The organism is Ruegeria sp. SAZD011 (genome assembly GCF_059612545.1).
Genome location: NZ_JBXWQU010000020.1, coordinates 42,088 through 64,266 on the forward strand (window position 1 = coordinate 42,088; position 22,179 = coordinate 64,266).

Below are 22,179 nucleotides of genomic sequence, written 5' to 3' on the forward strand. Positions count from 1 at the left end.
TTATTCGCTGTAGATGGGCGCGGTGAAGTAACGCGCGGTGATCGCCTCGTGCGTGCCATCGGCGAGGATCGCGGCGATACCCTTGTTCAGCGCCTCGCGCAGCGCATCGTCACCCTTGCGCACTCCGGCGCCTACGCCCTTGCCCAGGATCGCTTCGTCATTGGCCACGTTGCCCTTGATCTCGCAGCACTGGCCCGCATCGGTTGCAACGAAATCGGCCATGGCGATGCTGTCGGCCTGGGTGGCGTCGATACGACCGGCATAAAGGTCCTGATTGGCCTCGTCCTGGGTCTGATAGACACGGATCTCGGCATCACCGAAATACGCGTTGGCATAGGCCTGGTGAATGGTCGAAGCCTGCACCCCGATGATCTTCCCGGCCAGCGAGGCGGGCGATGCATCAATATCCAGCGACTTGTCGGCCACGATCACGGCGGGCGTGTTGTAATAGGGGTTCGAGAAATCGATGGTCTGCATCCGCTCTTCGGTGATCGACATCGAGGCCATGATGGCATCGATCTGTTTGCCGGTCAGCGAGGGGATGATGCCGTCCCATGCGACCGGCGTCAGCACGCAATCCAGTGCGGCGGCCTTGCAGACGGCGTCGATCACCTCGACCTCCCAGCCGACCCAGTTGCCCGCGGAATCGGGCGAGGCGAAGGGCGGATAAGGTTCGGCCGCGATGCCGATCTTGACCTCTTCGGCGGCCGCGGCGCCCGCGCCCAGGGCCAATGCGGCCAGACCGGCCAGCAGCGATGTCTTGATGTTCATATGTTGGTCTCCCTGTTTTTCATTCTTGGGGTTCAGTTGATGGATTTCAGAAACTGTTTCAGCCGCTCGGATTGCGGGCTGCCAAAGATCTGGTCGGGCGGCCCCTGCTCCTCGATCCGGCCTTGATAAAGATACACCACATGGTCAGCGACCTCGCGGGCAAAGTTCATCTCATGCGTGACCACCAGCATGGTGCGTCCCTCGGCAGCCAGATCACGCATCACGCCCAGCACCTCGCCCACCAGTTCGGGGTCCAGCGCCGAGGTCGGCTCGTCAAACAGCATCACCGCCGGGTCCACCGCCAGAGCGCGCGCGATGGCTGCGCGTTGCTGCTGACCGCCGGACAGGAACAACGGATAGGTGTCCTCCTTCTCGGCGAGGCCCACCCGCGCAAGCAGCGCGCGCGCCTTTTCGATCGCCTGCGCGCGCGGCACTTTCAGCACATGCACCGGCACTTCGATCACGTTTTCCAGCAGGGTGCGGTGGGTCCACAGGTTGAACGACTGGAACACCATCGCCAGCCGGGTGCGCACCCGCTCCAACTGCTTGCGGTCGGCAGCGGTGCCATCGGCGCGCATGCGGATTTCCTCGCCGCCGATCACGATCCGGCCCGAGCTGGGAGTTTCCAGAAAGTTGATGCAGCGCAGCATGGTCGACTTGCCCGAGCCCGAGCCGCCGATGATCGCGATCACATCGCCCCGGTTGGCGGTCAGCGACACGCCCTTGAGCACTTCGAGATCGCCAAAGGATTTATGCAAATCCTCGATCAGCAATGTCCCCGCCAAATCGCTGGCGGCCCCCGCGTCGGGCGTCAGTTCCTGCGTTGCTGTCACGCCATCCCCCTGACTTTCCGGTTGCCTTTTCGGCCCGGCTCTGCTTATATTTATACAACTGTATAACAACATGAGCGACGCAAATCAAGCCCGCTTTTAACCCCGCAGGAGGCCCCACCCTTGGACAGCCCACGCCGCAGCTTTACCCGCGAATCCGCCGAACACCGGCGCGAGGCGCTGATCCGGGCGACGCTGACCCTGATCGGGCGCAAGGGTGTGCAGGCAGCGACCGTGCGCGGCATCGCGGACGAGGCAGGCGTGACGCTGGGTCTGATCCGGCACTATTTCGATGGCAAAGACGAGCTGATCTATGCCGCCTATCAGGCACATATGAGCCAGCTGACCGATGCCACGATGGAAGGCCCCAGCCGGGCGGGCGAACCGGCGGCGCACCAATTGGCGCGCATTGTGCGCGCCAGCCTGACCCCCCCGGTCAGCAGCCCACAGGCAGTGGGTCTGTGGGCCGGGTTCCTCAACATGGTGCAGCGCGACCCGCGCATGGCCGAGGTGCACAGCCGCACCTATTACGACTTTCGCGACCGCTTGCAGGCACTGATCGCCCCTGCGCTGGAAGAGGCAGGTGAAACCCCCACGCCCGAGCGGCTGCGCGCGCTGGCCATCGCCTGTAACGCCGTCATCGACGGGCTCTGGCTGGAGGGCGGAGCGCTGCCCGATGCCTTTGATCCGGGCGAACTTGTGAACATCGGCCTGACCTCGGTCGGCGCCATTCTGGGACTGACCCTGAACGATCCGGGAGAAGAGGCATGAAAACCACCGCCATTACCCGCCGCCTGGCCGATCTGGGCGGCGCCAAATGGGGCATCTACCTGCGCGCCAAGGCGATGATCGCCCAGGGCGCCGATGTGATCAGCCTGACCATCGGCGAGCCGGACGTGCCGCCACCGACCGAGTTGATGGATGTAGCCGAGGCCGCGATGCGCGCCGGGCGCACCACCTATTCCGACGGCGCGGGCGAGCCGGGCCTGCGCGCGGCGCTTGCCGAACGCTACAGCGCCAGCACCGGGCGGGCGATTTCGGACGCGCAGGTCATGTGCTTTCCGGGCACCCAGACCGCGCTTTACGCGGTGTTGATGGGCGTGGCCGAGGAAAGCGACGAGGTGCTGGTGGGCGATCCCATGTATGCCACCTATGCCGGGGTGATCCGCGCCACCGGCGCCGATCTGGTGCCGGTGCCGCTGCGGCCCGAAAACGGGTTTCGCATTTCAGCCGACGATATCGCCGCGCGCATCACGCCGCGCAGCCGCGCCATCCTGCTTACCACGCCCCACAACCCCACTGGCGCCATCCTGACGCCCGAGGATATCGCCGCAATTGGCGACCTCGCCCGCAAGCATGATCTGTGGATCATCTCGGACGAGGTTTACGAGCAGCTGGTTTTCGACGGGCAACGCTTTACCTCGCCGCTGGCCCGGCCCGATCTGGCCGACCGGGTGATCGTGGTCTCGTCGATCTCGAAATCCCACGCCGCGCCAGGGTTCCGCAGTGGCTGGTGCATCGGACCCGAGGTGTTCACCGCCGCGCTGCTGCCGTTGTCGGAAACCATGCTCTTCGGCAACCAGCCCTTTATCGCCGACATGACCGAGGCGGCGGTGCGCAACGGCTCCTCTGTTGCACCGGGCATGCGGGCGCGGTTCGCCGCGCGGGCGGACCGGCTGGCGGCGCGGCTGAACGGGCAGACCTGCCTGCGCGTGCTGAAACCGCAGGCCGGCATGTTCGCGATGATCGATGTCACCGGCACCGGCATGACGGGCGAGGCCTATGCCGAACACCTGCTGGATCATGCCGGAGTGGCGGTGATGCCGGGCGCCTCGTTCGGCGACACGATCGACGGCTGGGTCCGGGTGGCGCTGACCGCAGGAGACGCGGCCTTTGACACCGCCTGCGAGCGCATCGCCGCCCATGCGGCCCAATTCCAGAGCGAGGACGCCTGATGACAACTGTGGGAGAGGCGCTGGTGGCAGGTCTTGCCGCACGCGGGGTGACCTGTGTGTTCGGTATTCCCGGTGTACACACGATCGAGATGTATCGCGGTCTGGCTGCTTCGGGTATCCGTCATGTCACCCCGCGCCACGAGCAGGGCGCCGGGTTCATGGCCGATGGCTATGCCCGGGCCTCGGGGCGGCCCGGCGTGGCCTTTGTCATCACCGGACCGGGGGTGACCAACACGCTGACCGCGATGGGACAGGCCCGCGCCGACAGCGTGCCGATGCTCGTGGTTTCGGGCGTGAACACCCGCGCCAGCCTGGGGCGCGGCATGGGGCATCTGCACGAATTGCCCGACCAGTTGGGGCTGGTCTCGCAGGTGGCGCTGGAGGCGCATCGCGTCTCGCAGGCGGATCAACTGGCCCCGGCATTGGGATCGGTGTTTGACCGGCTCGCAACAGGTCGCGGCGGTCCCTGTCATATCGAGGTACCGCTGGACGTGGCCGGGATCGATTTCGACGGTGCCCTGCCCGCCGCTGCGCCCGCAAAGCCCGATGAACCAGAGGCCACGTTGCTCGACACTGCCGCCGCGCGGCTCGACGCCGCGCGACGCCCGGTGATCCTGATCGGAGGTGGGGCAAAGGGCATTGAAGCGGCTGTTCTGGCGCTGGCCGAACGGCTGGATGCGCCCGTGGTGCAGACGGTGAACGCGCGTGGGTTGATGCATGGTCATCCCCTGACCGTTGCCGCCAGCCCCAGCCTTGATGCGGTGCGCAACCTGATCGCAGGCGCCGACCGGGTGCTGGCCATCGGGACCGAGCTGGGCCCGACCGATTACGACATGTATGCCACCGGCACCATGCCACAGATGGCGGGGCTGATCCGCATCGACATCTGCAACGCTCAGCTTGCCCGCCACCCCGCCGACCTGACGATCCGGGGCGACGCGGGTGCCGCCGTGGCGGGGCTTTTGGCGCGGCTGTCCGAGGGTACGCGCAACCACGACGGCGCCGCCCGCGCCAGCGCCGCCCGGCACGCGGCGCGTGAGGAAATCGGCCCCTATATGCGCAGCATGGTCGAGATGCTGGAAGCCGCGCGCGATGCGGTGCCCGGCGCGCTGATGGTGGGGGATTCGACCCAGCCGATCTATGCCGGCAACCTTGTTTACGACCACGACCACCCCGGCGGCTGGTTCAACGCCGCCACCGGGTTCGGTGCCCTGGGCTATGGTATCCCTGCCGCCATCGGCGCCGCCATTGCCGCCCCCGAAACGCCGGTGATCTGTATCGCGGGCGATGGCGGAGCGCAGTTCAGCCTGACCGAGCTGATGGTCGCCCGCGACGAGGCGCTGCCCATCACATTCGTGATCTGGAACAGTCGCGGCTATCGCGAAATCGACATGTCGATGCGCGCGGTGGGTGTCGAGGTAGTCGGTTGCGACCCGACCCCGCCCGATTTTACCGCCATCGCCGCCGCCTGCGGCATGCCCTACAGCATTTGCGCCGCCGACAATCCGGCGGGCTTTGCCTCTGCCCTTGCCAAGGCCCGGCGCCATGCCGGTCCCACGCTCATCGAAATCGACGCGCCTTATGCGCCGGAACAGGATTGATCCGCCATGACCGACCCGACCTATGAATTCACCCGCGCGATCACCCGCCGCCCCGCGCCCAGCGTTATCGACGGGCTCAGGGCCGAGGATATCGGCACACCCGATCTGGCCCGCATGCAAAAGGCGCATGACCACTATGTCGCCACCCTGAAAAGCACCGGTGCCGAGGTGATCGAACTGCCGCCGCTCGATGCCTATCCCGACGCGCTGTTTGTCGAGGATACCGCGCTTTGCCTGCCCCGGGGCGCAGTGCTGATGCGCCCGGGCGCCCCCAGCCGCATGGGCGAGGTGGCCGAGATGGCCCCGACCCTGCGCGCCTGTTACGCCGAGCTACGCGAAATCACCGGCCCCGGCCATATCGAGGGCGGCGATATCCTGGTCACCGGGCGCGAGATCCTGGTGGGCCGTTCCGACCGGACCGATGCCGCCGGGGTGGCCGAACTGGCCGGTATCGTCGCCGACTGGGGCCATACCCTGCGCGAGGTCTTTACCCCGCCCGGCGTGCTGCATTTCAAGACCGACTGCTCGCTGTTGGATGGCGAGACCATTCTGGCGACCCAGCGGCTGGATGCCTCGGGCTGTTTCGAAGGTTACCGGGTGATCCACACCGCCCCGGGAGAAGAGGCCGCCGCCAACACGATCCGGTTCAACAATCTGGTGCTGATGCCCGCCGGGTTTCCGAAAACAGCCGAGACACTCGACAAGGCCGGATTCGAGGTTGTGGAAATCGACAACAGTGAATGCGCCAAGCTGGATGGCGGCATGTCCTGCCTGTCGCTGCGGTTCTGAACCGGCACCCTCCCCGGCACGGGGAGGGCACGGATTTCGAACTTCCAAAACTTTCTTTGGTGTTGCTTGATCCGCTAACGGGTTGTTGCCGGTGACGAGAAACCCATGCCCTAATCGGGCGGGAGTTCTGGAGGCAGCGCACATGAAATCGCGTACACGGGTCGTTGTCATAGGCGGCGGCATTGCCGGCTGTTCGACCCTCTATCACCTGACGCAAGAGGGTTGGTCGGATGTGGTTCTGGTCGAACGCAACGAGTTGACCAGCGGTACCACCTGGCATTCGGCGGCACAGGTGACCAATTTCGGCATGAACCAGACCATGGTGGGCCTGAAAAGCCATTCCATCGCGCTCTACAAGGCGCTGGCCGAGAACCCGGAATACCCGATCAACTATCACCATGGCGATGGCGGCATCCGGCTGGCCAACACGCCCGAGCAGATGCAGGGCTATCGTCATTTCGCCTCGATGGCACGCGGCATGGATGTGCATTTCGAGGTGATCGACGCCGCCGAATGCGCCCGCCGCCACCCGCTGATCTCGACCGAGAACCTGCTGGGCGGGCTGTGGGATCCGCTGGATGGCGATATCGACCCGGCCCAGCTGTGCCAGGCGCTGGCCTATCACGCGCGCAAGGCCGGGGCCGAGATCTATCGCAACACGCCGGTGACCGCGCTGACCCAGCACAAGGACGACACCTGGACCGTGCATACCGAACACGGTGATATCGACTGCGACATCGTGGTGAATGCCTGCGGCTACCGCGTCAACGAGGTGGGCGCCATGATGGGCGTGCATCACCCGGTCGCCTCGATGGAGCATCAGTATTTCCTGACCGAGGATATCCCGGAAATCGTGGCGGCAGGCCACCGCATGCCGCTGATCCGCTGCCCGATCTCGGACTATTACTGCCGGCAGGAAAAGAACGGGTTGCTGATCGGCTTCTACGAGCAGGCGTGCAAGACCTGGGGCATGGACGGGATCGACCCGAATTTCGTCAACGCCCTTTGCCCCGACGATGTGGATCGGGTGATGGACGTGCTCGAAGGGGCCTTTGCCCGCATGCCCGCCCTGCGCGAGACCGGTATCCGCGCCATCGTCAACGGCCCGATTACCTATACGATCGACGGCGCCCCGCTGATCGGCCCCATTCCCGGCAAGCGTAACGCGTTCTGCGCCATCGGCCTGCGTGCCGGTCTGGGCGAAGGTGGCGGTCATGGCTGGCTCTTGGCGCAGATGATCGTACATGGCGAGGCCTGCTATGACACCTGGGTGATCGACCCGCGCCGGTTCACCGGACACGCCAATGTGGAACTGACTGCGCTGAAAGCCGTTGAGGACTATCAGAACGAGTTCCGCTTTCATTTTCCGCATGAACACCGCCCCGCCGGACGCCCCGCCAAGACAACTCCACTGACCCCGGTTCTGGCCGCCGAGGGCGCCGAATTCACCGTTGTCAACGGATGGGAGCGGGTGGATTACATCAAGCCTGCGCCCGATTTTCACCCAACGCTCGGCTTTACCTTTGACGAGGCCTTTGACCTGATCGGGGCCGAGGTACACGCGGTACAGACCGCCGTCGGCCTGGCCGAGGTGAACGGCTTCAACCGGATCGAGATCACCGGTGCCGACCGGCACGCCTTCCTTGACCGGATGATCTGCGGCGCCGTACCCAAACGCGCAGGCCGGGTCGGGCTGTGCTATCTGCTGAACCATCATGGCAGGATCAAGGGCGAGGCGACGGTGGCGAACCTGCCTGCCTCGGATCGGGGCCCTGACCGGGTCTGGTACGGATCCGCCGCCGCCAGCGAGTTTCATGACATGGATTGGCTGCAAAGCCACCTGCGCGCGGATGAGGACGTGCATCTCCGCTCGCTCACCAATGACCAGACCATCCTGGTTCTGGCCGGTCCCCGGGCGCGCGACGTGCTTTCAGCCTGCGCCCGAGGCGACTGGTCGCGCGCGGCCTTTCCCTGGCTCTCGGTGCGCGAATGTTTCATCGGCTTTGCGCCTGCCACTGTGCTGGGCGTCAGTTTCTCGGGCGAATTGGCCTATGAGATCCACGTCCCCAATGCCGCGCTCTATGCCGCCTATCTGGCGCTCAGGAAAGCGGGTGCGGAGCATGACCTGACCCTGTTCGGCGCCCGCGCGGTGGACTCGATGCGCATGGAGAAAGGGTTCCTGCACTGGAAAGCCGATCTGATCACCGAATTCGATCCGTTCGAGACCGGGCTCAGCCGGTTCGTCAAGCTCGACAAGGGCGATTTCATCGGCAAGCAGGCGCTGCTGGACCGGCAAGGCAAGGACCCCGGCAGAAAGCTGGTGACCCTGTATGTCGACACCACCCACGCCCCCGCGCATCCGGGCGCCTCGTTGATGCAGGGGCAACAGGTGGTCGGGACCGTGACGTCCGGCGGCTGGGGCTATCGGATCGGCAAGAACCTGGCCTATGCCTTTGTCGATCCCGCGATGGCGGCGCCGGGCAGCAGCATGATGCTGGATCTCTGCGGTGACATGGTGACCGCGCATGTGATCGCGCCTTCGCCCTATGATCCCGACCATGCCCGCATGCGCGGCTGACCCTTGCCTATCCGCCCGGTTGCAGCTTTCGTTAGCGCAGCCCACTGATGCATACGAACCGAAAGGACACCGACATGCCCAGCCTTCTCCCCTGCCCTGACCGGTGCCCGGCATGACCCGGCGCGTGGTCGGTATCCTTGGCGGCATGGGCCCCGAGGCGACGATCCTGCTGCAACAGCGGTTGCTGGCAACGGTAAAGGCGACCGATGATGCCGATCATCTGCCGCTGCTCATCGACATGAACCCGCAGGTGCCTTCGCGCATCGCGCATCTGATCCAGGGCACCGGCACCGATCCCGGCCCTACCCTTGCCCGGATGGCGCAGCGGTTGGAACAGGCCGGTGCCACCGCGCTTGGCATGCCGTGCAACACAGCGCACCACTATGCCCCCGCGATCGAGGCGGCGGTGTCGATCCCGCTGTTGAACATGGTGACCCTGTCAGTTGCGCGCGCGCGCGCCCTGCTGGCGCCGGGGGCGCGGGTGGGTTTGCTCGCCTCGCCCGCCGTGCGGATGGCAGGCGTCTTTGACGCTGCCCTCGACGAGGCCGAACTGACCCCGCTCTGGCCAGAGGATGCCGACCGCATGCTGACCGCGATTCGCACCATCAAGGCCGAAGGGCCGGTGCCCGCCGCGCGCGCGATCCTGACCAGCGCGGCAGAGGAGTTGGCAGAGAAAGGCGCAGCGCTCATCTTTGTCGCCTGCTCCGAGTTCTCTCTGATTGCCGACAGCCTGCCCAGTACCCCGCCTGTCATGGACACGGTCGATGTGCTGGCCGAAGCGATCCGCGATCATACACGCGAAGAGTAATAGTTTTTCATTATGAAATAGATCGGAAAATGCAACTTATTCCGATCAATTTCCTTTGCTAGTCTCGCCTCATGACATCAGGATGCCCCGGTCAGTGCCGGTTCCTTCTGGTGCTTGAACCCATTCTATCAACTCACGATCGGAGACAGACATGGACGGAAACGACGCCCCCAGCGCAGGCCAATGCCCGGTGATGCATGGACATGCCGCAGGCAGCGGCATGCGCAACCATCATTGGTGGCCCAACCAGATCAATCTGAAACTGCTGCACCAGCATTCGTCCAAATCGGATCCGATGGGCGCCCATTTCAGCTATGCCGAGGCGTTCAAGTCGCTCGATCTCGACGCGCTCAAGGCCGATCTGACCGCGCTGATGACCGACAGCCAGGACTGGTGGCCCGCCGACTATGGCCATTACGGCCCCCTCTTCATCCGCATGGCCTGGCATAGCGCGGGCACCTATCGCCTGGCCGACGGGCGCGGCGGTGGCGGCACCGGCAACCAGCGCTTTGCCCCGCTCAACAGCTGGCCCGATAACGGCAACCTCGACAAGGCCCGCCGCCTGCTCTGGCCGATCAAGAAGAAATACGGCGACAAGATCTCGTGGGCCGACCTGATGATCCTCGCCGGCAACGTGGCGCTGGAGTCGATGGGCTTCAAGACCTTCGGTTTTGCCGGCGGCCGCCCCGACATCTGGGAACCCGAAGAGGACATCTATTGGGGGTCCGAAGGCGAATGGCTTGCCACCTCGGACAAGCCCAACAGCCGCTATTCGGGCGACCGCGATCTGGAAAACCCGCTGGCCGCCGTGCAGATGGGCCTGATCTACGTGAACCCCGAGGGCCCGGATGGCAACCCCGACCCCATCGCTTCGGGACGCGACGTGCGTGAAACCTTCGCCCGCATGGCGATGAATGACGAAGAAACCGTGGCACTGGTTGCGGGCGGCCACACCTTCGGCAAGGCGCATGGCGCGGGCGATGCCGCCCATGTGGGCGCTGAACCCGAGGCGGCCCCGGTCGAGGCGATGGGCCTGGGCTGGCTCAGCACCTATGGCTCCGGCAAGGCCGGTGACGCGATCACCAGCGGCATCGAAGGCGCCTGGAAACCCAACCCCACCAAGTGGGACATGGGTTATTTCGACGTGCTGTTCGGCTATGAGTGGGAACTGGTCAAAAGCCCGGCAGGTGCAAACCAGTGGCGTGCCAAGGACGTGAAGCCCGAGCATATGGTTGTCGATGCCTTTGACCCGGACAAACGCCACGCGCCGATGATGACCACCGCCGACATGTCGCTGCGGATGGACCCGGAATACGAGAAGATCTCGCGCCGGTTCCATGCCAATCCCGACGAGTTTGCCGATGCCTTTGCCCGCGCCTGGTTCAAGCTGACCCATCGCGACATGGGTCCGCGCGCCCGGTATCTGGGCAAGGAAGTGCCCGCCGAGGAACTGATCTGGCAGGACCCGGTTCCCGCCGGTGCCCAGATCGACGCGGCGGATGCCGCTGCGCTCAAGGCACAGATCCTGGCCTCGGGCCTGAGCGTGTCCGACATGGTGTCGACCGCCTGGGCCTCGGCCTCGACCTATCGCGGTTCTGACATGCGCGGCGGTGCCAATGGCGCCCGTATCCGCCTGGCCCCGCAAAAGGACTGGGACGTCAACGAGCCCGCGAAACTGGCCCGCGTGCTGGGCGTGCTCGAAGGGATCCAGGCCGGGTTCAACAGCGGCGGTAAATCGGTGTCGATGGCCGACCTGATCGTGCTGGCGGGCTGCGCCGGTGTCGAGGAAGCGGCAAAGGCCGCCGGTCACCAGATCGAGGTGCCCTTCACCTCGGGCCGGGGCGATGCCAGCGCCGAGCAGACGGACGCCGAGAGCTTTGAGGTGATGGAACCGGTGATGGACGGGTTCCGCAACTATCAGGCGCGCGAGCTTTCCACCTCGCCCGAGGAGATGCTGGTCGATCGTGCCCAGCTTCTGGGTCTGACCGCGCCGGAAATGACGGTTCTGGTCGCCGGTCTGCGGGTTCTGGGCGCCAATCATGGCGGTTCGTCCCATGGGGTCCTGACCGACCGTCCCGGCGTGCTGAGCACCGATTTCCTGACCAACCTGCTGGACATGGGGACCGAGTGGAAACCGTCGGGCAAGGGCGTCTACGAAGGCCGCGACCGCGCAAGCGGGGCGCCGCGCTGGACCGCGACACGGGTTGATCTGGTGTTCGGCTCCAACTCGCAGCTCCGCGCGCTGGCCGAACGCTATGCCCAGGACGATGCCGAGGCCAGCTTTGTGGCCGATTTCGTCGCCGCCTGGGTCAAGGTAATGAATGCCGACCGGTTCGACCTGAACTGAACCGGGACGCGTTGCAAACAGGACGGGGCGGCCTTGGCCGCCCCGTTCGCGTGTAATCTATGCTGCGCGCCCGGACATGGCGCGCTGTCGCAAAGCGTGCGGGCTGACACCATGCTCCTTGCGCACCCACCGGGCCAGGTTGGAATGGGTGCCAAATCCGGTCGCCGCGATGATCTCGACCAGCGGCAAATTGGTCTGTTCCAGCAATTGCCGCGCCCGCTCGATCCGCAGCGCTCGATAAACGGAAAGCGGTCCCTCGCCGGTCAGTTCCAGAAACTGGCGTTGCAGCTTGCGGGTCGATACGCCAAGCATCCGTGCCAGATCACCGATTCTGAGCGGCTCTTCGATATGCTCCTGCATCAACGCCAGCGAGCGGTCGATCAACCGGTCACCACGCGCCCTTTGCAACAGGCCCAGACTCAGACGGCTGCGCGATTGCGCCTCGGGCGCGGGAAGGCCCAGATAGGCGCGCAGCGCGTTGGCGGTGACCTGCCCGTGATCCTCGGCGATCAGGTCGAGCATCAGTGGCACCGCGGCAAAACCGCTGACCGCGCTTGCAACCGGACCCGCCACCCCCGAGAGAGGCGCGTCGGGTAGCGCCTCCAGACCTTCTTCTGCGGCAGCAGCGCGAAAATTGGGGTGAATCGCCAGCGCGCAGCCCCGGGCCAAACCGGCATCACTCAGCAGAAAGACCGCGCCCCCCACCAGCACCCGGCGCGGCGCCTGCGCCAGCAGCACCCGCAACAGCGGGCGCAGCGGGTCGGTCACGCTCCAGCGGGTACGGATATCGCCCAAAAGGATGACGGTACGCCGGGTCCAGCGGCGCGGATCGGCACAAGGTTGCGCGGCAAGCCGGTGTACCGAAACCCGATAGACCGGTGCGCCCAGGATTTCGTTCGTGGTGCGAAACAGGTCGGCCAGCATCCGCGCCGCCGAGGGAGGGCTGGCATCGGGCAGAATGATGTCGATGTCCCGCGCCGGATGCGCGGCGCGAGCCTGGTCAGGGCAGATCATGCTATCCTCCCCGTGCTGTCAAAAACGGGGCGGACGCTGGCGCCCGCCCCGGATCATGATCTTACTCGGCAGCCTCTTCATAGGCCTCCATCGGCGGGCAGGTGCAGACGAGGTGACGGTCGCCATAGGCATTGTCGACCCGGTTCACCGCCGGCCAGTACTTGTCGACGCCCAGGTTACCCGGAGGGAAACAGGCCTGTTCGCGGCTATAGGGACGATCCCAATCCCCCACCAGATCACGCACCGTATGGGGCGCGTGTTTCAGCGGGTTGTTCTCGGCGTCGATCTTGCCGTCGATGATCTCCTGCGCCTCGGCCCGGATCGACAGCATCGCGTCACAGAACCGGTCCAACTCGTCCTTGGGCTCGGATTCCGTGGGTTCGACCATCAGCGTCCCCGCCACCGGCCAGCTCATCGTCGGCGCGTGGAACCCGCTGTCGATCAGGCGCTTGGCCACGTCGTCCACCGTCACGCCCGCCTCGTCGTTCAGCGGCCTTGTGTCGAGGATGCATTCATGCGCCACCCGCCCCGTCGCCGAGGTGTAGAGGATCGGATAGGCATCCTTGAGCCGCGCGGCGATATAGTTGGCGTTCAGGATCGCCACCTTGGTGGCCTGAGTCAGGCCCGCGCCGCCCATCAGCAGAACATAGGCCCAGCTGACCGGCAGGATCGAGGGCGAGCCGAAGGGCGCCGCCGAAACCGGGCCCACGGCGGTGCCATATTCCGGGTGACCCGGCAGATGCTCGGCCAGATGCGCCTTGACCCCGATCGGACCCATGCCGGGGCCGCCGCCGCCATGCGGAATGCAAAAGGTCTTGTGCAGGTTCAGGTGACTCACATCGCCGCCGATCTCACCCGGCTGCGCCAGCCCCACCATCGCGTTCATGTTGGCCCCGTCGATATAGACCTGGCCGCCATGTTCATGGATGATGTCGCAGACCTCGCGCACGGTTTCCTCGAACACGCCATGGGTCGAGGGATAGGTGATCATGCAGGCCGCCAGATTGGCGCTGTGCTGCTCGGCCTTGGCGCGGAAATCGGCTAGGTCGATATTGCCGTGATCGTCCGAGCGGACCGGCACCACCTGATAGCCCACCATCTGCGCGGTGGCCGGGTTGGTGCCATGCGCCGAAGTGGGGATCAGGCAGATGTTGCGGTGCCCCTGCCCCTGAGCCGCGTGATAGTTGCGGATGGTCATCAGGCCCGCATATTCCCCCTGCGCGCCCGAATTGGGCTGCATCGAGATCGCGTCATAGCCGGTGATCTGGCACAGTTTCTCGGACAGGTCGTCGATCATCTCGAGATAGCCCTGCGCCTGATCCTCGGGCACGAAGGGGTGCAGGTTGGCAAATTCCGGCCAGGTCACCGGGATCATCTCGATGGTGGCGTTCAGCTTCATCGTGCAGCTGCCCAGCGGGATCATCGCCCGGTCCAGCGCCAGGTCGCGATCGGCCAGACGCCGCATATAACGGGTCATCTCGGCCTCGGCCCGGTTCTTGTGGAAGATGGGATGGGTCAGATAGGGCGTATCGCGCAGCGCGTAATCGGGTAGGCGATAGGCGCGGTTCTTGACGCTGTCATCCTTCTTGTCGATGCCAAAGGCGCCCCAGACCGCCTCGATGGTCTCGGAGCGGGTCTGTTCGTCCAGCGAAATGCCGATCCGGTCGCTGCCCACCTTGCGCAGGTTGACGCCACGCGCCACGGCGGCCTCGATCACCGTCTTTTGCAGCGGGCCAACATCGACGGTGATGGTGTCAAAGAACACGTCGGGTTCAACCTTGAACCCGTGCTCTTCCAGCCCGGCAGCCAGGCGCGAGGTCTTGCGATGTACCGATTGCGCGATCGCCTTGATCCCGTCGGGTCCGTGATAGACCGCATACATCGAGGCCATCACCGCCAGCAGCGCCTGGGCGGTGCAGACGTTCGAATTGGCCTTTTCGCGGCGGATATGCTGTTCGCGGGTCTGCAGCGCCAGGCGATAGGCCTTGTTGCCGCGCGCGTCGATGCTGACGCCGATGATCCGGCCCGGCATCGCCCGCTTGAGCTTGTCCGTGGTGGCCATATAGGCCGCGTGCGGGCCGCCATAGCCCATCGGCACACCAAAGCGCTGGGTCGAACCGATGGCGATATCGGCACCCATCTCGCCGGGCGATTTCAGCAGCGCCAACGACAGGATGTCGGCGGCAACGATGGCGATGGCGTTATGTTCGTGCAGCGCCGCGATTTCGGCGGTGTAGTCGCGCACATGGCCATAGGTGCCCGGATACTGGAAGATGGCGCCAAACACCGCCCCGGCCTCCAGCTCGGACGGGTCGCCCACCTGCACATCCACGCCCAAGGGCTCGGCCCGGGTGCGGATCACCGCGACGGTCTGCGGGTGGCAGTTCTTGTCGACGAAGAAGGCCGCGTTGTTGGCCTTGGACCGGCTGGAGCGTTTCGCCATGGCCATGGCCTCGGCCGCCGCGGTGGCCTCGTCCAACAGCGAGGCGTTTGCCACGTCCAGCCCGGTCAGGTCGCTGACCATGGTCTGGAAGTTCAACAACGCCTCAAGTCGGCCCTGGCTGATTTCCGGCTGATAGGGGGTATAGGCGGTATACCAGGCCGGGTTTTCCAGGATGTTGCGCAGGATCGGCGCCGGGGTGGTGGTGCCGTAATAGCCCTGGCCGATCAGCGAGGTCAGAACCTTGTTCTTCGAGGCCACCTGTTTCATGTGATAGAGCGCGTCGCGCTCGGTCATGGCCGGACCCCAGTCCAGCGCCTCTTTCTGCCGGATCGACGGCGGCACGGTGGCGTCGATCAGCTGGTCGAGCGTCTTGAAGCCGATCACCTGCAACATATCGGCCATCTCGCGCGGGCTGGGTCCGATATGGCGGCGGTTGGCGAAATCGTAGGCTTCGTAATCGGTGAGTTTGAAGGCCATGGCTCTGGGTCCTCGTCAGGCGGTTGGCGCCGCCGGCAGGGCCGGCGGCCGGCGGCTTAGCCGATCATGTCGTTATAGGCGGCGAGATCCATCAGACCGTCAAGCTGCGACGGATCGCTGAGCTTGATCTTGTAGATCCAGGCGTCGCCTTCGGGGCTGTCGTTCAGGGCACCGGGATTGTCGGCCAGGTCTTCGTTCACCTCGACCACCTCGCCATCGACCGGGGCGTAGATTTCCGAGGCGGCCTTGACCGACTCAATGACGCCGATCTCGTCACCCTGGGCAAAGTCGTCACCGGCCTCTTTCTGCTCGATGAACACCACCTCGCCCAACTGGTCGGCGGCGTGTTTGGTGATGCCCAGCGTGGCGATCTCGCCCTCGACGCTGAGCCATTCGTGATCTTCGGAGTAATAGATGGTCATTTGGTCGATCCTTCAGATGGTGTGTTTCAGTTACCTCGGGCGGGGGCAAGGTTTTGTAAAAACCTTGTGGACAAAGCCTTTACAAGGCTTTGCGCCCCTGCCGCGCGGCAGGGATGTGTTAGCGTTTGTAATTCTGCGCAACAAAGGGCAGCGAGACGATTTCGGCAGGCTGGGCCTTGCCCCGGATGATCAGGTTGACCTTGTCGCCCGGTGCCGTATGAGCGCTGGCGACATAGCCCATCGCCACCGGCGCGCCAACGGTGGGGCCAAACCCGCCCGAGGTGATCTCGCCGATGGTCTCGCCGTCAAGGCTCTGGATCTCCACATGCTGGCGGGCAGGCGCCCGGCCTTCGGGCTTGATGCCGACCAGCTTGCGTGGGGCGCCTTCGGCGATTTCCTTCAGGATGCGTTCGGCGCCAGGAAATCCGCCTTCTTCGCGGCGGCGTTTCTGGATCGCCCAGAGCAGGCTCGCCTCGATGGGCGAGGTCTCGTTGTCGATATCATTGCCGTAAAGGCAAAGCCCCGCCTCCAGCCGCAGGCTGTCGCGCGCACCCAGACCGGCCGGTTCGCAATCCTCATGCGCCAGGAACAGGCGCGAGATGCGGATCGCCTCGCCTTCGGGGATCGAGATTTCGTAACCGTCCTCGCCGGTATAGCCCAGCCGCGAGATGCGGCACTCGACGCCGTCGATCTGGCCCAGCATCGTCTCCATGAACTTCAGATCGCGCGCTGCGGGGCAAAGACGGCCCACCACATCCTCGGCACTGGGGCCCTGCACCGCAACCAGCGCGCGGTCGAAGATCTCGGTCACCTCGACCCCGTCCAGATGCGCCGCCATATGCGGAATGTCCTGATGGCGCAGCGCCGCGTTCACCACCACAAAGAAATACTCGCCCGCATTCGACACGATCAGGTCATCCATGATGCCGCCCTGGGCGTTGGTGAAGAAGCCATAGCGCGCCTTGCCTTCGGGCAGGGTGGAAAACACCTGCGGGCAGAGCTTTTCCAGCTTGGCGCCAATATCCTCTCCGCGCAGGATCACCTGCCCCATGTGGCTGACATCGAACAGAGCCGCCTTTTCGCGGCACTGCTTGTGCTCGCCCATGATCCCCATCGGGTATTGCACCGGCATTTCCCATCCGGCGAAATCCACCATCTTGCCGCCAAGCTCGACATGCAGGTCGTAAAGCGGGGTGCGTTTGGGCGTATCGGTCATGACTGGGGGGTCCCTTGGACTGAAAGACAGGATGCGGCGGAGAAGAACCCGTTCCGGCCCGCGCCCGTACAGGCCGGGAGGAGGAGAGAGAGTCCGGTGACAGGCGCGGACCGGAACGGCAGTTTCTTGGGGGTGAGCCCGTGGCCCACGGTTGGGGCGCGGCCAGGCTGGCGCTCCCTCTTGCAGATCAGTGACGAAACGCGCTCGCTCACGAGAACCCCCCTGAATGCCCTGCTGGCGCGACATTTGTATCCCGTCGCACACAAGGTATTTCTCCTATAGGAAACTTTTCCCCTATTAGCAACAAAAGATTTGCATGAGAAAATTTGAATGGGTTAGGCTGCTTCGCAGGGAGATCGGGAAAACAAGGACAACTGCGATGGAGCCGATACAGGCCGACGACGAGGGGATGAGCCCCGACATGCTGGAAGCGCCCGATGGCGAAACGCTGGGCAAGATGATTCGTGACGCCCGCAAGGACAAGGGCCTGACGCTGGAGGAAGCGGCGCGGTCGGCCGCGATCGGCCGCTCGACCCTGTCCAAGATCGAGAACAATCAGACCCGGCCAAGCTTCGACATCATCCGCCGCCTGATGCAGGCGCTGGATCTGGAGACGCCACAACTGTTCGTGCAATCGGGCAAGAGCGACATCTCGGGCCGCCGCGATTTCACCCGCAAGGATCAGGGCGAACATCAGGTCACCCGCACCTATGATCACGAACTGCTGTGCACCGAACTGACCAGCAAGCGGATGTTGCCTTATATCAGCACGATCAAGGCGCGCGATGTCAGCGAGTTCGACACCTGGGTGCGCCACCGGGGGGAGGAGTTCATGTTCGTGCTGAGCGGCGAGCTGACCCTTTATACCGAACATTACCGGCCCCTGCCGATGAAGGCGGGCGACAGCGTCTATTACGACAGCGGTATGGGCCATGGCTGCGTCTCGACCAGCGACGAGGACGCGCGGGTACTGTGGGTATCTCTCGAAGGCTAGTTCCTGAACCTCAGGGCGGGACGGCAACCGTCCCGCCCGAAAGGCTCAGAACTCTTTCAGATAGGCGATGACGTTCTCGATCTCATCCTCCTTCTTCAGCCCGGCAAAGGACATCTTGGTGCCTTTCATGAAATCCTTGGGCTTGGCCAGAAAGGCGGCCAGGCTCTCATCATCCCAGACCAGACCTCCGGCGGCGGCCTCGATCAGGGCGTCGGAATACTTGAACCCTTCGACCTGACCGGCAACGGCGCCGATGATGCCGTTCAGCTGCGGCCCGACCTTGTTGGCCGCGCCTTCGCCGACCGCATGGCAGGCCTTGCACTTGTTGAACACCTTCTTGCCCTTGTCGGCATCGCCATCGGCCAGGGCGGGCAAAGCCAGCCCGGCGGCCAGGACGGTCAGGATCAGTTGGTTTTTGAACATGGGTTTCTCCTTCTCTCGGGGTTGCGGGTGCGGGGTTACAGCACCGGTGTCGCCAGCGGCTGGGTCAGGTCGACCGGACCCAGGACCGCGGCATCGGGAATGTCCTTGAGGGGCAGCGCCTGACCGCCATGACGCGCGATGAACCGCGCGGCGGCCTCGGGCGTGGCAAAGGGCACCAGTTCAGGCGCGCCCATGCCGCCCGCCACGCTGGCGCCGGTGACGAACAACGCGCTGTCGGCGGCGATCCAGTTGCCCGGCCCCGGCTCGGCCCAGCTGAGCGCGGCGCCCATGTCGCTGACATAAATGGCGGTGATCTCGGCCTCGCGCTCGGGGCTTTTGAGATAGGCCACCATGTCGCGCACCTGGGCAAAGAACAGCGGCGCCGGATGCCCCTTGAGGTGGATTTGCCCCTTGGGTCCGCCATGTTCGGCGACGTTCATCTGACAGAAATAGCTGAGCGCGCTTTCGGTCAGATCGACCGGTGCGGGCGGCGCGGCGGCCTCTTCCTCCTTGCAGGCGGCCAGCGCAATCAGCGCGATCAGGGCAAGGGTTCTCATGGTTCGACCCTCCGGAACGCGGCGCGGGCCAGCCACAGCCCCAGCACCGGCCAGATGAGCAGCGAGGCAGGCGCGGCCCAGACCGGCAGCGCCTGCGCGGCGCCAGTCATGCCCGAGGCCATGGCAACCCCCTCGGTCGCGGCGATGTTCCACAGCCGAAAGGCGTCGGCCGGGTTGGCCACCATCACCCAGGGGAAGACAGATTGGGTGAAGCTGCCGCCCTTGTCCATGACCACGGCCCCCAACAGGCCAAGATCGTAAAGGACGACAAAAACCAGCCAGAGCCCGGCCGACAGACCCGCCGCCGCGGCCGAGCCTCGGGCGGTCGCGGACAGCAGGTATCCCAGCGCCAGAAAGGAAGCGCCCAGCAGGATCGAGGTTAGGATGAGGCGCAAGAGCGCCATCAGGCTTTCAGGACCCGCACCACCGAACCAGGCAGCCACCGCACCCGCGGCGCCAAAACCGACGGTCATGGCGAATGCCAACGCGGCCAGATGCGCGGCGAACTTGCCCAGCAGGATCTCGCCCCGCCCCGCCGGATAGGACAGCAGCAAAGGCAGGCTGCCCCGGTCCATATCGCCCGCCACAGCGTCAAACGAGATCATCAGCGCCAAGAGCGGCGCCAGATAGACGCTGAGCGTGGTCATCGAGGCCACCGAGACCGTCAGCATGTCGACCCCCAGCGTGCCGGTGGGCGCGCTGCCCGCGAATGTCAGCGCCAGCGCGAACAGCACCATGATCAGGGTCGCGACCAACAGCCAGCGGTTGCGGCGCAGGATCAGCATTTCGGTTTGGGCAACGGCAAGAAAACGGGTCATTGCAACGTCTCCTTTGCATAGTGGCGATAGAGGTCCTCCAGCCGGGGCGGGGTCATGTCGACATCGACAACCGCCTCGCCCATGGCGGCGATGCTGCGCAGCGCGGTCATCTTGTCGGCAGGATCGCACAGCAACTCGACCGAGGCACCGTTGACCCGGCTGCCGCCCAGCCGGGCGGCCAGCGCATCGGCGTTTTCGCGCGCCCTGACCCGCAGGCGGATCGGCAGACCCGCCAGCGCCGACAGGTTGGCCAGCGTGTCATCGGCCACCTTGACCCCCTTGCGCAGGATGGCGATGCGGTCGGTGCGGGCCTCGACCTCGGTCAGGGCGTGGCTGGCGATCAGCACCGCCGCCCCCTGCCCCGCCAACTCGTCGATGATGGCATAGAGATCCTGCCGCGAGATCGGGTCGAGCCCCGATGTCGGCTCGTCCAGAAGCGCCACGCGGGGCTTGCCCAGCAGCACCTGAGCCAGGCCCAACCGCTGCCGCATCCCCTTGGAATAGGCGCCGATGCGGCGGTCCATCGCGTCGGCCAGCCCGACCCGCTCCAGCAGACCGGGCACATGGGCCCGCTCGCCGGACAGGCGCGCGAACAGCGTCAGTTGCTCGCGCCCGGTCAGGGCCGGATGGAACGAGACCGCTTCGGGCAGATAGGCGGTCTCGCGCCGCGCCTGCGCGCTGCCGGGGGTGGCATCACCGATGCGAATGCTGCCTTCGTCGATCCGGGTCAGGCCGAGGATGGATTTGATCAGCGTCGATTTGCCGGCACCGTTATGGCCCAGCAGCGCCACGCGCTCACCTGGGGCCAGGGTCAGGTCGATATGGTCCAGAACGCGGGCGCTGCCGCGATCCTTGACCGCCTGATGGATGATCAGGGCCTTATCCGTCATGGGGCACCTTCTTCAGGGCTAAGGGTTCGGGGGCATGCATCAGCGGGTTGCTGTCGATCACCCCACCCGGCAACAGCGCCGGAAAGGCGGATTGCGACCAGCGCACCAGCTGCACGGCGGGGGAGCCAAGCAGCAGCTTGGCTGCCGGTTGGGTCCACAACACATGGTCCATGCTGTCGTTGGGGCGATAGGGGGCGTCGGCGATGCCGTCGCCATTGACGTCATAGGCGGCAAAGTCGGACCAGTAGTTGCCGCGCCCGTCCTCGGACCATTCGACCCAGCGGGTCGAGACATATTTCACCTGGGTCCGGTTGCCGACAAAGGCGTTGCCGACGATCCGGTTCCGCTCGGACCCGGCGGTGAAATGGATGCCGATGCCGCAGCCTTCGAACCAGTTGTCGGTGAATTCATTCTTGTTGGCATTGTAAAGGAAGGTGCATTTCTCCTTTGCCCCCTTCACCACATTGCCCGAGATCACGCTGTCATTGGCATAGTTCAGCATGACCCCGTGTTCGCGGTCGCCGATAGAGACATTGTCAACCACCTTGACCCGGCTGGTGAACATCACCGCATAGCCCAGGTCGTTGCCGATCGAGACATTGCCCGTGACCTCGGAATTGTCGGCATACATGTAATGCACGGCAAAGCGCAGGTCGCGGAACAGGTTGTTGCGGAAGATGTTGCGCCGCGAGGAGTTCACGAAGATGCCATCGCGCCCGTATTGAATATCGTTGTCCTCGACCACCGCGCCGGGGGCGTTCCAGACATAGACGCCGTTGCCGCGCGCGTTCATATGGCGGTCCTGGCGGCCCTCGATCCGGTTGCCCTTGACCAGCGCATCCTTGGCGCCGTGGATATCGACGCCGTAGAGATTGCCGATCAGCACGTTGTTTTCAACCACCGGCGCGCGGGCGGTCTTGGTTAACTGGATACCGCTGTCGATCCCGTCATGGTCCGAGCCCGAGCCGATCACGGTCAATCCTCGCAAGATCACATCCGGGCCGGTCACGGTGATCACGCTGCCCGCGCCCTGCCCGTCAATGGTGGCCTGCCCCATCCCGTCAAGGGTAACGGGCCGGGACAGGACCAGGGTTTCGGCATAGGTGCCGGGCGCCAGGCGGAGGGTGTCGCCATCCGCCGCCTGGGCCATTGTTCCAGAGATGGCCCCCGCCCGGTTGGGCACGTCCCAATCCGCCGCCCAAAGGGGCGTGGCAAAAAGAGAAGCGATCAACAGGGGCCAGCGCAT

At 65.0% G+C, this 22,179-nt stretch carries 19 protein-coding genes; 8 read left to right on the top strand and 11 right to left on the bottom strand.

Annotation, left to right across the window (positions count from 1 at the left end):
- Entirely contained in the window at positions 1–771 is a 771-nt protein-coding gene (locus tag AC2FLM_RS06565; protein WP_496856665.1) for a transporter substrate-binding domain-containing protein, read from the bottom strand.
- A gap of 32 nt (positions 772–803) precedes the next feature.
- On the bottom strand, positions 804–1,586 hold the full coding sequence (locus tag AC2FLM_RS06570) for an ABC transporter ATP-binding protein (protein WP_496856891.1): 783 nt from the start codon (positions 1,584–1,586) through the stop codon (positions 804–806).
- A 138-nt stretch (positions 1,587–1,724) separates the two neighbouring features.
- Here AC2FLM_RS06570 and AC2FLM_RS06575 point away from each other — a divergent pair, with 138 nt between their 5' ends.
- From AC2FLM_RS06575 to katG, 7 genes are all read left to right on the top strand, one after another.
- Positions 1,725–2,372 (top strand): TetR/AcrR family transcriptional regulator, encoded by a 648-nt coding sequence (locus AC2FLM_RS06575; RefSeq protein ID WP_496856667.1) that lies wholly within the window; start codon positions 1,725–1,727, stop codon positions 2,370–2,372.
- A complete protein-coding gene (locus tag AC2FLM_RS06580; RefSeq protein ID WP_496856669.1) occupies positions 2,369–3,556 on the top strand; it encodes a pyridoxal phosphate-dependent aminotransferase in 1,188 nt (395 codons plus the stop codon). The genes AC2FLM_RS06575 and AC2FLM_RS06580 overlap by 4 nt, the downstream gene beginning before the upstream one ends.
- Positions 3,556–5,157: a 5-guanidino-2-oxopentanoate decarboxylase gene (locus AC2FLM_RS06585; RefSeq protein ID WP_496856671.1), complete on the top strand. Its 1,602-nt coding sequence runs from the start codon at positions 3,556–3,558 to the stop codon at positions 5,155–5,157. The genes AC2FLM_RS06580 and AC2FLM_RS06585 overlap by 1 nt, the downstream gene beginning before the upstream one ends.
- Before the next feature lie 6 nt (positions 5,158–5,163).
- Positions 5,164–5,946: a dimethylarginine dimethylaminohydrolase family protein gene (locus AC2FLM_RS06590; RefSeq protein WP_496856673.1), complete on the top strand. Its 783-nt coding sequence runs from the start codon at positions 5,164–5,166 to the stop codon at positions 5,944–5,946.
- A gap of 142 nt (positions 5,947–6,088) precedes the next feature.
- Positions 6,089–8,524 (top strand): GcvT family protein, encoded by a 2,436-nt coding sequence (locus tag AC2FLM_RS06595; RefSeq protein WP_496856675.1) that lies wholly within the window; start codon positions 6,089–6,091, stop codon positions 8,522–8,524.
- Positions 8,525–8,636: 112 nt separating this feature from the next.
- On the top strand, positions 8,637–9,332 hold the full coding sequence (cuyB, locus tag AC2FLM_RS06600; protein ID WP_496856677.1) for a cysteate racemase: 696 nt from the start codon (positions 8,637–8,639) through the stop codon (positions 9,330–9,332).
- Positions 9,333–9,483: 151 nt separating this feature from the next.
- Positions 9,484–11,679 (top strand): catalase/peroxidase HPI, encoded by a 2,196-nt coding sequence (katG, locus tag AC2FLM_RS06605; RefSeq protein ID WP_496856679.1) that lies wholly within the window; start codon positions 9,484–9,486, stop codon positions 11,677–11,679.
- 57 nt (positions 11,680–11,736) lie between these two features.
- Here the strand turns inward: katG and AC2FLM_RS06610 are convergent, their stop codons facing one another.
- The 4 genes from AC2FLM_RS06610 to gcvT form a co-directional block, all read right to left on the bottom strand.
- The gene (locus AC2FLM_RS06610; protein WP_234221170.1) at positions 11,737–12,693 is read right to left on the bottom strand and encodes a helix-turn-helix domain-containing protein; all 957 of its coding nucleotides are present in this window, start codon (positions 12,691–12,693) and stop codon (positions 11,737–11,739) included.
- 61 nt (positions 12,694–12,754) lie between these two features.
- Complete coding sequence (gcvP, locus tag AC2FLM_RS06615) at positions 12,755–15,613, bottom strand: aminomethyl-transferring glycine dehydrogenase (RefSeq protein ID WP_496856681.1); 2,859 nt, start codon at positions 15,611–15,613, stop codon at positions 12,755–12,757.
- Between the two features lie 56 nt (positions 15,614–15,669).
- On the bottom strand, positions 15,670–16,035 hold the full coding sequence (gene gcvH, locus AC2FLM_RS06620; RefSeq protein ID WP_234143734.1) for a glycine cleavage system protein GcvH: 366 nt from the start codon (positions 16,033–16,035) through the stop codon (positions 15,670–15,672).
- 118 nt (positions 16,036–16,153) lie between these two features.
- Positions 16,154–17,251 (bottom strand): glycine cleavage system aminomethyltransferase GcvT, encoded by a 1,098-nt coding sequence (gene gcvT, locus AC2FLM_RS06625; RefSeq protein ID WP_234184868.1) that lies wholly within the window; start codon positions 17,249–17,251, stop codon positions 16,154–16,156.
- Between the two features lie 379 nt (positions 17,252–17,630).
- Between gcvT and AC2FLM_RS06630 the strand changes: the two genes are divergently transcribed.
- Complete coding sequence (locus AC2FLM_RS06630; RefSeq protein WP_234140145.1) at positions 17,631–18,245, top strand: helix-turn-helix domain-containing protein; 615 nt, start codon at positions 17,631–17,633, stop codon at positions 18,243–18,245.
- A gap of 45 nt (positions 18,246–18,290) precedes the next feature.
- On the opposite strand, the gene AC2FLM_RS06635 is transcribed toward AC2FLM_RS06630, so the two are convergent.
- From AC2FLM_RS06635 to AC2FLM_RS06655, 5 genes are read right to left on the bottom strand one after another with little or no spacing between them, the layout of a single operon-like run.
- Positions 18,291–18,668 (bottom strand): c-type cytochrome, encoded by a 378-nt coding sequence (locus AC2FLM_RS06635; protein WP_496856684.1) that lies wholly within the window; start codon positions 18,666–18,668, stop codon positions 18,291–18,293.
- A gap of 35 nt (positions 18,669–18,703) precedes the next feature.
- Positions 18,704–19,225 (bottom strand): nitrous oxide reductase accessory protein NosL, encoded by a 522-nt coding sequence (locus tag AC2FLM_RS06640; protein WP_496856686.1) that lies wholly within the window; start codon positions 19,223–19,225, stop codon positions 18,704–18,706.
- Positions 19,222–20,043 (bottom strand): ABC transporter permease, encoded by an 822-nt coding sequence (locus AC2FLM_RS06645; protein WP_496856688.1) that lies wholly within the window; start codon positions 20,041–20,043, stop codon positions 19,222–19,224. The genes AC2FLM_RS06640 and AC2FLM_RS06645 overlap by 4 nt, the downstream gene beginning before the upstream one ends.
- Positions 20,040–20,933, bottom strand: coding sequence for an ABC transporter ATP-binding protein (locus tag AC2FLM_RS06650; protein WP_496856690.1), 894 nt, complete (start codon positions 20,931–20,933; stop codon positions 20,040–20,042). The genes AC2FLM_RS06645 and AC2FLM_RS06650 overlap by 4 nt, the downstream gene beginning before the upstream one ends.
- Positions 20,923–22,179, bottom strand: coding sequence for a nitrous oxide reductase family maturation protein NosD (locus AC2FLM_RS06655; RefSeq protein ID WP_496856691.1), 1,257 nt, complete (start codon positions 22,177–22,179; stop codon positions 20,923–20,925). Before AC2FLM_RS06655 ends, AC2FLM_RS06650 begins: the two co-directional genes overlap by 11 nt.